The organism is Streptomyces sp. NPDC005775, from assembly GCF_042871565.1.
Classification (GTDB): Bacteria; Actinomycetota; Actinomycetes; order Streptomycetales; family Streptomycetaceae; genus Streptomyces.
On the sequence record NZ_JBIAIU010000027.1, the window covers coordinates 39,603 to 49,199 of the forward strand.

Here is a 9,597-nt window from a genome sequence, read left to right on the forward strand (position 1 = left end):
CGGGGCCCGTCAGGACTTTACGGCCCCGGAGAGCAGGTCGAGGCTCCAGAACCGCTGGATGACCAGGAACAGGGCGATCAGCGGGACGATGGCCAGCAGCGCCCCCGTGATCACCAGCGTATAGAGGGCCGGGGTGTTGGAGCCCTGCTGGAGCAGGGTGAAGAGGCCCAGCGTGACCGGGAACTTCTCGTCGTCGCCGAGCATGATGTAGGGCAGCAGGAAGTTGTTCCAGATCGCGACGAACTGGAAGAGGAAGACGGTCACCAGGCCTGGCAGCATCATCGGCAGGGCGATGGTGCGGAAGATCCGCCACTCCCCGCCGCCGTCCATCCGCCCGGCCTCGATCACGTCGCCCGGCACGGCGGCCGCCGCGTAGATCCGGGCGAGGTACACCCCGTACGGGGAGAGGATCACCGGCAGCATCACCGACAGGTAGGAGTCGGTCAGGTCCGCCTTCGCCATCAGCAGGTACTGCGGCACCGCCAGGATCACCGGCGGCATCAGCACCCCGGCCAGCAGGATGTTGAAGATGCTCTCCCTGCCGCGGAAGCGGTACACCGCCAGCGCGTACCCCGAGACCGCGGAGACGCCCGTGGACAGCAGCGCGCCCACGCCGGCGTAGAGGGCCGAGTTGGCCATCCACTTCCAGTAGACGCCGTCCCGGTACGCCGACAGGTCGGCGACGTTGTCCGCGAAGCCGGAGCCGGGCAGGAAGGTGAAGGTGGAGAAGAGCTCGCTGCCGGACTTGGTCGAGGCGACCAGGATCCAGGCGACGGGCAGCAGACAGTAGAGGGCGCCGAGCAGCAGGGCGGCGGTGGGTACGAGGGCGAACCGGCGCGGAGCGGCGGGCAGCCGCGTCGGGTGCGGCGTGGTCACTGGGTGTCTCCCTGCTTCGTACGGGAGTTGGCCGCCTTGAGGAAGCCGAAGGACAGGGCCAGGGTGGCGACGGCGATGATGACCGCCTGGGCGGCCGCCGCGTAGATGTCGTTGTTGACGAAGGCGTCCTGGTAGACCTTCATCAGCGGACTCCAGCTGGTGGAAAGGGAGTTGGTCAGCGGCTTGAGCGTCGTCGGCTCGTTGAACACCTGGAGGGTCGCGATGATCGAGAAGAAGAACGTCAGCACCAGGGACGGCGCCACCATCGGTATCTTGATCCGGAGCGCGATCTGCAGCTGGGAGCAGCCGTCGAGGCGGGCCGCCTCGAAGATCTCCACGGGGATCGCCCGCAGCGCGGTGTAGATCACGATCATGTTGAAGCCGGTGCCGCCCCAGACCGCGATGTTGGCCAGCGCGAGGTAGAGCGGGCCGCCGTCGAGCAGATCGGGCTGCGGCAGCCCCGCCCTGTCCAGCAGGAAGTAGAACGGACTGACGTCGGGCAGGTAGAGGAAGCCCCACATCAGCGCGGCGACGACGCCCGGGATCGCGTAAGGGAGGAAGATCGCCAGCCGCGTGAAGCCGCGCAGCCGGAGCCGTTCCGTGTCCAGCAGCAGGGCGAAGAGCAGGGCGAGGCCCAGCATCACGGGTACCACGATCGCGCCGTAGCCGAGGATGCGCAGCGCGCCGTGCAGCAGCTCCGAGTCGGAGAGCGCGTCGGTGTAGTTGGCGAACCCGGCCCAGATCTCCTTGCGGGCGCCCTTGCCGAGACCCAGGCCGCTGACCTCGGTCCGGCGGAAGCTGAGGTGGAGCGCGTAGCCGATGGGCAGGGCGAAGAAGAGCAGGAACAGCACGGTGGCGGGGATCAGGAAGGCGTACGGGGCGCTCTTGACCCCGTACGGCTTCCGGCGGCGTGCGCGTGTCACTCGGAGACTCCGAAGCCCTGCTTCTTCAGGTCGGCGACGGTGGCGTCCTGCATCGAGGTGAGGGCCGGTGCGAAGCCCGACCTGTCCTTGGCGGCCTTGGCGAAGTTGTCCTTGAAGGCGGTGTACGCGACGTTCACGTTGGGGCCCCAGGCAGCCGGGGCGGTGCCCTGGGCGATCTTGGCGGCCTCGGTGTAGAAGTCCGGCTGGTTGGCGAAGTAGGCCGGCGGCTTCGCGAGCGCGCCACCGGTCTGGGCGGCCGTGGCGGCGGGGTAGATGCCGCTCTCCTTGACCAGGGCGGCGAGCGCGGTGGGGTCGGTGTTCAGCCACTTGGCGAAGGTGGCCGCCGCCTCCTTGCGCTTCGAGTCCGTGGTGACCGCGGTGGAGGAGCCGCCCCAGCTGCCGGTGACGTTCTCGCCGGACTTCCACTGGGGGAGCGGGGCCATGGCCCACTTGCCCGCGGTGTCGGGCGCGGCGGTGGTGAGGGTGCCCGGTGCCCAGACCGCGCTGACCCAGGCGATCTGCTTGCCGGTGTTGAGCGCCTTGTTCCAGGCCGGGGTGTACATCGGCTGGTTGTCGATGGCGCCCTCCTTGACGAGACCGCCCCAGAAGCCCGCGACCTTCTGCGTGGCCGGGTCGTCGATGGCGACCTTCCACTTGTCGCCCGAGGTGGTCCACCACTGGGCGCCGGCCTGCTGGGCGAGGCCGGCGAAGAGGCCGGAGTCGTTGGAGGAGAACGTGGTGAGGTCCTTGTCCGGCGCCTTCTTCTTCAGCGCGCGGGCGGTCCCGGCGAACTCCTCCCAGGTGGTGGGCACGGAGAGGCCGTACTGCTTGAACAGGTCCTGGCGGTAGTAGAACATCAGCGGGCCGGAGTCCTGCGGCAGCGCGTACAGGGCGTCCGAGCCCAGCGTCGCCTGCTGCCAGACGCCGTCGGCGAACTCGCCCTCGGCGTCGCCCGCCTCCTTGGATATGTCGGCCAGCACGTCGTTGGAGACCAGGGTGGGGAGCGCCTGGTACTCGGCCTGCACCAGATCGGGGGCCTTGTGCGCCTTCGCCGCGGTGATGATCTTGGTGACCAGGTCGTCGCCCGACGCCTGCTTCTTCACCGTGACCGTGATCCCGGCCTTCTTGCCCTCGCCCTTGTTCCAGATGTCCGCGACCTTGTCCAGGCCGGGGGCCCAGGCCCAGTAGGTGAGCGATGCGGGGCCGGCGGCGGCCGACCCCTCATCGCTGCCGTCGTCGTCCGACGAGCCGCAGCCCGTGAGCAGTGCGGTGGCGGCGAGCACGGCGGCCGTGGACGCCGCGACGATGCGGTACTTCATTGATGTCTCCCCTGACGAGAAGCGAGGGTGCAGCGCTGATGTGCGCTGTGAGCGTTCACAGTAGAGAAACCAAACCGACACTTGTCAATGGTTGTTGCTGTGCGGTTATGTTGGCTCTGCGCCACCGAGAGGGTGTGTGCACGTTCCCAGAAGTTGTACCAAAGAGCCCAGGAGACGCCCATGCCGCACACCCCTCGCGCGACTGCCCCGCAGGGTCTGCACCAGCTGGCCTTCGGCGGCGACTACAACCCCGAGCAGTGGCCCGAGGAGGTCTGGGACGAGGACATGCGCCTCATGCGGGAGGCCGGCGTCACCATGGTCAGCGTCGGGATCTTCTCCTGGGCGCTGCTTGAACCCGAGCCGGGCACCTACGACTTCGGCTGGCTCGACCGGCTCCTGGACCTGCTGCACGTCAACGGCATCCGCGCCGATCTGGGCACCCCCACCGTCGCCCCGCCCGCCTGGTTCTACCGCGCGCACCCCGAGGCCCTGCCGGTCAGCCGGGAAGGCGTCCGCTACGCCTTCGGCTCACGCGGCGCGATCTGCCACAGCAACCCCGACTACCGGGCCGCCGCGGCGAACATCACCGAACAGCTCGCCCGCCGGTACGGCAGTCACCCGGCCCTCGCCCTGTGGCACGTCCACAACGAGTACGGCGTCCCGGTCAGCGCCTGCTACTGCGACAACTGCGCCGCCCACTTCCGCCGCTGGCTCACCGCCCGCCACGGAGACGTCGAGGCCGTCAACGAGGCCTGGGGCACCGCCTTCTGGGGCCAGCGCTACCGCGGCCTCGACGAGATCGACCCGCCGCGCACCACCCCCACCGTCGGCAACCCGGCCCAGCAGCTCGACTACACACGCTTCGCCGACGCCACCATGCGCGAGAACTTCTGCGCCGAGCGCGACATCCTGCACCGGCTCGCCCCCGGCATCCCCGTCACCACCAACTTCATGACCGCGCTCAGCCAGTGCGACTCGGTGGACTACTGGGCCTGGGGCCGCGAGGTCGACCTCGTCACCAACGACCACTACCTGATCACCGACGGCCGCCGCACCCACGTCAACCTCGCCATGGCCGCGGACCTCACCCGCTCGGTCGCGGGCGGCGCCCCCTGGCTGCTCCTGGAGCACTCCGCGGGCGGCGTCAACTGGCAGCCCCGCAACCCCGCCAAGCGCCCCGGCGAGATGGCCCGCAACAGCCTCGCCCACGTCGCCCGCGGCTCGGAGGGCGCGATGTTCTTCCAGTGGCGGCAGTCGCTGCGCGGCGCGGAGAAGTTCCACTCGGCGATGCTCCCGCACGCCGGCACGGACTCCCGGGTCTGGCGCGAGGTCTCCCGCCTCGGCGCCGACCTCGGCCTGCTGGACGGCATCCGCACCACCCGGACCGTCGCCGACGCCGCCATGGTCTGGGACTGGCAGTCCTGGTGGGCGCAGTCCCTGGAGTGGCGCCCGAGCCGGGACCACGACGCCCGCGAGCGCGCCGACACCTTCTACGCCTCGCTCTTCGACCGGCACCTCACCGTCGACTTCGCCCACCCCGACGCCGACCTGTCCGGCTACCCCCTGGTCGTCGTCCCGGCCCTCTACCTCGCCACCGAGGAGACGGGCCAAAACCTCCGCCGGTACGTGGAGGGCGGCGGCACGCTCGTCGTCTCGTACTTCTCCGGCATCGTCGACACCGACGACGCCGTGCACCCCGGGCCGTACCCGGGCGCGCTCAGGGACGTGCTGGGGCTGACGGTCGAGGAGTTCTCCCCGCTCGCCGAGGGCGGCACCGTACGCCTGATCACGCCCGAGGGCGCACCCGAGGGCCCCGAGCTGACCGGCGACCTCTGGTCGGACGTGGTGGTCCCGCGCGGTGCCGAGACCATGTGGTCCTACGCCGACGGCATCCCGGCCGGCCGGCCCGCCGTCACCCGCCACCGCCTCGGCGAGGGCACCGCCTGGTACGTCTCCACCCGGCTGAGCGGCGCCGACCTGGACGCCGTGCTGGACCGTGCCTGCGAGGACGCACGCATCGCGCCCCGCACCGGACTCCCGCACGACGTCGAGGCCGTCACCCGCACCGGTGACGGCGGCACGTACCTCTTCGTCATCAACCACACCGAGGGCGACGCCAAGGTGCCGCTCGACGCCCCCGGTACCGAACTCCTCACCGGAGAACCGGCCACGGGCCACCTCGCCGTCCCGGCGGGCGCCGTCCGTGTGGTCCGCCTCGACGGCTGAGGACGCACGACCCGCTTTCCCCCGTACTTCCCGCGCAACGGTCGAAGGGACATCGACGATGTACGGAACGACGCACGGCAAGAAGAGAACGGCGGTGCTGGCGGCCTCGCTCTCCGGCCTCCTGCTGGCCGCACTCCCCGCACAGGCGGCCACGGCCGCCGCCGCCCCCGCCAACACCGGTTTCGAGTCCGGCGCCACCGGCTGGTCGACCTACTCGGCCGGCGGGCAGAACGCCGCGTCCTTCACCGAGGCGGGCGGCCACAGCGGCAGCACCCGGCTCAGCCACTGGTCGGCCTCCGCCTACAAGGTGGAGACGTACCAGTACCTCACCGGCCTCACGAACGGCACGTACACCCTGAGTGCCTGGGTCAGGTCGGGCGGCGGCCAGAACTCCGCGTACATCGCCCTGCGCGACTGCGGCAGCGCCGAACAGCGCACCGACCTGCCGCCCACCGCGAACGGTGCCTGGATCCGCCTCGTCACCTCGGTGAAGGTCACCGGCGGGTCCTGCACGATCAGCCTCAACTCGGACGCCCACGCGGGGGAGTGGGCCAACTTCGACGACATCGCCTTCGGCAAGGGGGCGACCGGCATCAGCGTGAAGGGCGGCGACCTCTCCACCCTCCCGAAGAACGAGGCGCACGGGGCCGTCTACCGTGGCGCGAGCGGCACCACCGGGGACGCGATGGGCCTCCTGAAGTCGGCCGGGATGAACTACGTCCGCCTCAAGGTCTGGGTGAACCCGGCCGACGGGTACAACGACAAGGCCCACGTCCTCGCCATGGCCAAGCGCGCCAAGGCCCTCGGTATGAAGACCCTCGTCGACTTCCACTACTCCGACGCCTGGGCCGACCCCGGCAAGCAGAACAAGCCCGCCGCCTGGTCCGGACACGGTTACACACAGCTCAAGAAGGACGTCTACGACCACACCCACGACGTGCTGGCCGCCCTCAAGGCACAGGGCACCACCGCCGACATGGTGCAGATAGGCAACGAGACCAACGCCGGAATGCTCTGGCCCGAGGGATCCACCGACCACTGGTCCCAGCTCGCCGGACTCCTCACCTCCGGCGCGAACGCGGCGAAGGCCGTCTCGTCCGGTACGAAGGTGGCCCTGCACCTCGCCAAGGGCGGCGACAACGCCGGCACCCGCTGGTGGTTCGACAACGCGGTCGCGTACGGCGTGCCCTTCGACGTCATCGCCCTCTCGTACTACGGCTACTGGCACGGGCCGCTCAACGACCTCCAGACCAACCTCGACGACGCCGCCGCCCGGTACGGGAAGCCGGTCCTGGTCGCCGAGACGGCCTACGCCCACACCCTCGCCGACGCCGACGGCCTGGAGAACAACATCGCCACCGCGGACCAGCTCGTCAGCGGTTATCCCGCCACCCCGGCGGGCCAGGCGGCCAACCTCCGCGACGTGATGAACGTCGTCGAGGCCGTCCCCGGCGGCCGGGGGCTGGGCGCCGTCTACTGGGAGCCGGCGTGGACCGCCGTCAGCGGCAGCGGCTGGGACCCGGCCGACCCCGCCTCGGGCAACGCCTGGGAGAACCAGGCCCTGTTCGGCTACGACGCGAGGCTGCTCCCGGCGGCGAAGTGGTTCTCCCACCGCTGACGGCTACAGCGGGGCGCCGTGCCACTTCCACGACGTCACGCGCTCGCGGCCCGGCAGGTCGGCACGGCCGGTGGACCACAGCAGGACGGTCCACCGGTCGGCGTCGTCCGGGGCGTCGGGGAAGAGCCGGGCCAGCACCCGGTCGCACAGGTCCTGCGGAGGGGTCCAGGAGAGCGACAGACCGGCGGCGACGTCGTACGTGTGCGCGAGGGTCTCCACGATGCCCATCGCGGCGAAGCCCTCCGGGTCGGAGACGCCGTAGGAGTGGAAGGAACGGACATCGGGTGACGCCGTCCGCACCATCGCGGCCAGGAGGGCGCCGCTCGCCTCCAGGGTCTGGAGCAGCCCGGCGGTTCCCGCCTCCGGATCCGCGAAGACCGCGTTCCAGGGACCGCCCTCGCGTTCCGGAGCCCAGCGATACGGGACCTCGTTCTCCAACGAGGGCTTGCGCGGGGCGAGCTGGACGGCGTACGCGAACAGGTCGTCGCTCAGGTGCTCCACGGTCTCCCAGCAGTCCCACGTGAGCGTCCCCGCGGGGATGCGCCAGTCCTCGGCCGGTGACTCCGTGAGCGTGTCCACGGCCAGCCGTACCGCGGCCGTCACATCGTCCGCCGTGACCGGCAGCCGCGTCCCCGTCAGCCGTGCCCGTTCACGCGCACCGCACTCCACGCAGAACTCGTTGCCCTCCGGATCGGCCAGCGTCGCCCAGCCCCGCCCGTTCGGTTTGCGGTGGTCGGCGACCAGCGTGGCGCCGATGGCGAGGAGCCGCTCGACCTCCTCGTCCCGGGTGCGGTCGTCCGGCTGGATGTCGAGGTGGATGCGGTTCTTGTCCCGCTTCGGCTCGGGCACGGTGACGAACAGCAGGGCGGCGCCGGGGGTCTCGACCAGCGCCTCGGGGTCACCGGGGAGGTCGTCGTCGGCGAGGGAGGCACCCAGTACCTCGGCCCAGAAGGTGCCGAGCTTGTGGGCGTCGGCGCAGTCGACGGTGACGTGGTGTACGTGTGAAGTCATGGGTGCACTGTCGCCTCTGGCCGTCACGGGGTCCAGCGGGTTACGGCGGCGTCGGCCGTGGGGGGGATGCAGTCACGACGACGGCGGGGGCGGGAACGGCACTCCGTCCCCGCCCCCGCCGTCGTCCCGGCCGCCCTACTTCACCGGCGTGAAGTCCCGCGCCCCGATGAACTCGGGGCGGCGGATCGGAGCCGCGAAGGGCTCCTGGGCCGCGTTCTCCACGCTGTTGAACACGATGAAGACGTTGCTGCGCGCGTACGGGGTGATGTTGTCGCCCGACCCGTGCATCGCGTTGCAGTCGAACCAGGTCGCCGAACCGGCCTTGCCCGTGAAGAGCTTGATGCCGTGCCGGTCGGCCATCTTCGTCAGCGCCTCGTCGGACGGGGTGCCGGCGTCCTGCATCTGCAGGGACTTCTTGTAGTTGTCCTTCGGCGTCTCGCCCGCACAGCCGAGGAACGACTTGTGCGAACCGGGCATGATCATCAGCCCGCCGTTGGTGTCGTAGTTCTCGGTCAGCGCGATCGAGACCGACACGGCCCGCATGTTCGGCAGTCCGTCCTCGGCGTGCCAGGTCTCGAAGTCCGAGTGCCAGTAGAAGCCCGAGGCTCCGAAGCCCGGCTTCACGTTGATCCGCGACTGGTGGACGTACACGTCCGAGCCGAGGATCTGACGGGCCCGGCCCACCACACGCTCGTCGCTGACGAGCCGGGCGAAGACCTCGCTGAGCCGGTGGACCTCGAAGACCGACCGTACGGAGTCCGACTGCGGCTCGATGATGGAGCGTTCGTCGGCCCGCACGGCCGGATCGGCGATCAGCCGCTCCAGCTCCGTGTGGTAGCCGGCCACCTCGTCCGGGGTGATCAGCTGGTCGACGGTGAGGAAACCGTCGCGTTCGAAGCCCTGGAGGTCCTTGGCGGCGACCGGCCCCGGTGCGCCCGGCGCGGACCAGATGACCGGGTCCTGGCGGGGAGTGGTCATCTCGGCGGCGCCGCGCGACGGGTACAGGTCGGCGCGTACTTCAGTGGTCATGGTGGTTCAGCCCTCCTCGGTCAGCAGCGGGTAGACACCGTTCTCGTCGTGCTCCTCCCGTCCGGTGACGGGCGGGTTGAAGACACAGACACAACGGAAGTCCGTCTTCGGACGCATGGTGTGGTGCTCATGGCCGTTGAGCAGGTACATCGTGCCGGGAGTGATCCAGTGCTTCTCGCCGGTCTCGTCATTGGTGAGCTCGGCCTCGCCCTCGACGCACAGGACCGCCTCGATGTGGTTGGCGTACCACATCGACGTCTCGGTACCCGCGTACATCGTGGTCTCGTGGAGCGAGAAGCCCACCTTCTCCTTGGCGAGCAGGATGCGCTTGCTCTCCCAGGTGCCGGAGGCGGCCTTCACATGCCGGTCGGTGTTCTCGATGTCACTGAACGATCGGACGATCACGGTGGGGCAGTGCCTTTCTCTCTACGGTGTTTCTCATCGGGCCCGCCCGGGGCGGCCCCGGGGCAGGGGCGGGGGGGGGGGCGGCCGGCCCCCCCCCCCCCCCGCCCCGGCGGGCGGACCCCCCCGGGCAGCCTGGCCCCGGCCACCCCCCGATCGACGGGCGGGGCGGTGCCCCGGGGCCCCCCCTACA

General features: G+C 70.4%; 8 protein-coding genes. 2 read left to right on the plus strand and 6 right to left on the minus strand.

Features of this window, described 5'->3' with window-relative positions; all coding sequences use genetic code 11:
* Nucleotides 1-9 precede the first annotated feature (9 nt).
* From ACFYPA_RS36520 to ACFYPA_RS36530, 3 genes are read right to left on the minus strand one after another with little or no spacing between them, the layout of a single operon-like run.
* Entirely contained in the window at nucleotides 10-876 is an 867-nt protein-coding gene (locus ACFYPA_RS36520) for a carbohydrate ABC transporter permease (RefSeq protein WP_359084981.1), read from the minus strand.
* Nucleotides 873-1,799, minus strand: coding sequence for a carbohydrate ABC transporter permease (locus tag ACFYPA_RS36525; protein ID WP_389136883.1), 927 nt, complete (start codon nucleotides 1,797-1,799; stop codon nucleotides 873-875). Before ACFYPA_RS36525 ends, ACFYPA_RS36520 begins: the two co-directional genes overlap by 4 nt.
* Nucleotides 1,796-3,118, minus strand: coding sequence for a sugar ABC transporter substrate-binding protein (locus ACFYPA_RS36530; protein WP_389136886.1), 1,323 nt, complete (start codon nucleotides 3,116-3,118; stop codon nucleotides 1,796-1,798). Before ACFYPA_RS36530 ends, ACFYPA_RS36525 begins: the two co-directional genes overlap by 4 nt.
* 180 nt (nucleotides 3,119-3,298) lie before the next feature.
* Here ACFYPA_RS36530 and ACFYPA_RS36535 point away from each other — a divergent pair, with 180 nt between their 5' ends.
* Both ACFYPA_RS36535 and ACFYPA_RS36540 read left to right on the plus strand, forming a co-directional pair.
* The gene (locus ACFYPA_RS36535; RefSeq protein WP_389136888.1) at nucleotides 3,299-5,344 is read left to right on the plus strand and encodes a beta-galactosidase; all 2,046 of its coding nucleotides are present in this window, start codon (nucleotides 3,299-3,301) and stop codon (nucleotides 5,342-5,344) included.
* A 58-nt stretch (nucleotides 5,345-5,402) separates the two neighbouring features.
* Complete coding sequence (locus ACFYPA_RS36540) at nucleotides 5,403-6,962, plus strand: arabinogalactan endo-beta-1,4-galactanase (protein ID WP_389136891.1); 1,560 nt, start codon at nucleotides 5,403-5,405, stop codon at nucleotides 6,960-6,962.
* A gap of 3 nt (nucleotides 6,963-6,965) precedes the next feature.
* Here ACFYPA_RS36540 and ACFYPA_RS36545 read toward each other — a convergent pair whose 3' ends face one another.
* The 3 genes from ACFYPA_RS36545 to ACFYPA_RS36555 all read right to left on the minus strand — a co-directional run bounded on the left by ACFYPA_RS36545 (nucleotide 6,966) and on the right by ACFYPA_RS36555 (nucleotide 9,407).
* On the minus strand, nucleotides 6,966-7,973 hold the full coding sequence (locus ACFYPA_RS36545) for a VOC family protein (RefSeq protein WP_359314897.1): 1,008 nt from the start codon (nucleotides 7,971-7,973) through the stop codon (nucleotides 6,966-6,968).
* 135 nt (nucleotides 7,974-8,108) lie between these two features.
* Entirely contained in the window at nucleotides 8,109-9,002 is an 894-nt protein-coding gene (thpD, locus tag ACFYPA_RS36550; RefSeq protein WP_359084973.1) for an ectoine hydroxylase, read from the minus strand.
* Between the two features lie 6 nt (nucleotides 9,003-9,008).
* Entirely contained in the window at nucleotides 9,009-9,407 is a 399-nt protein-coding gene (locus tag ACFYPA_RS36555; protein ID WP_148015956.1) for an ectoine synthase, read from the minus strand.
* Between the last annotated feature and the right edge of the window lie 190 nt (nucleotides 9,408-9,597).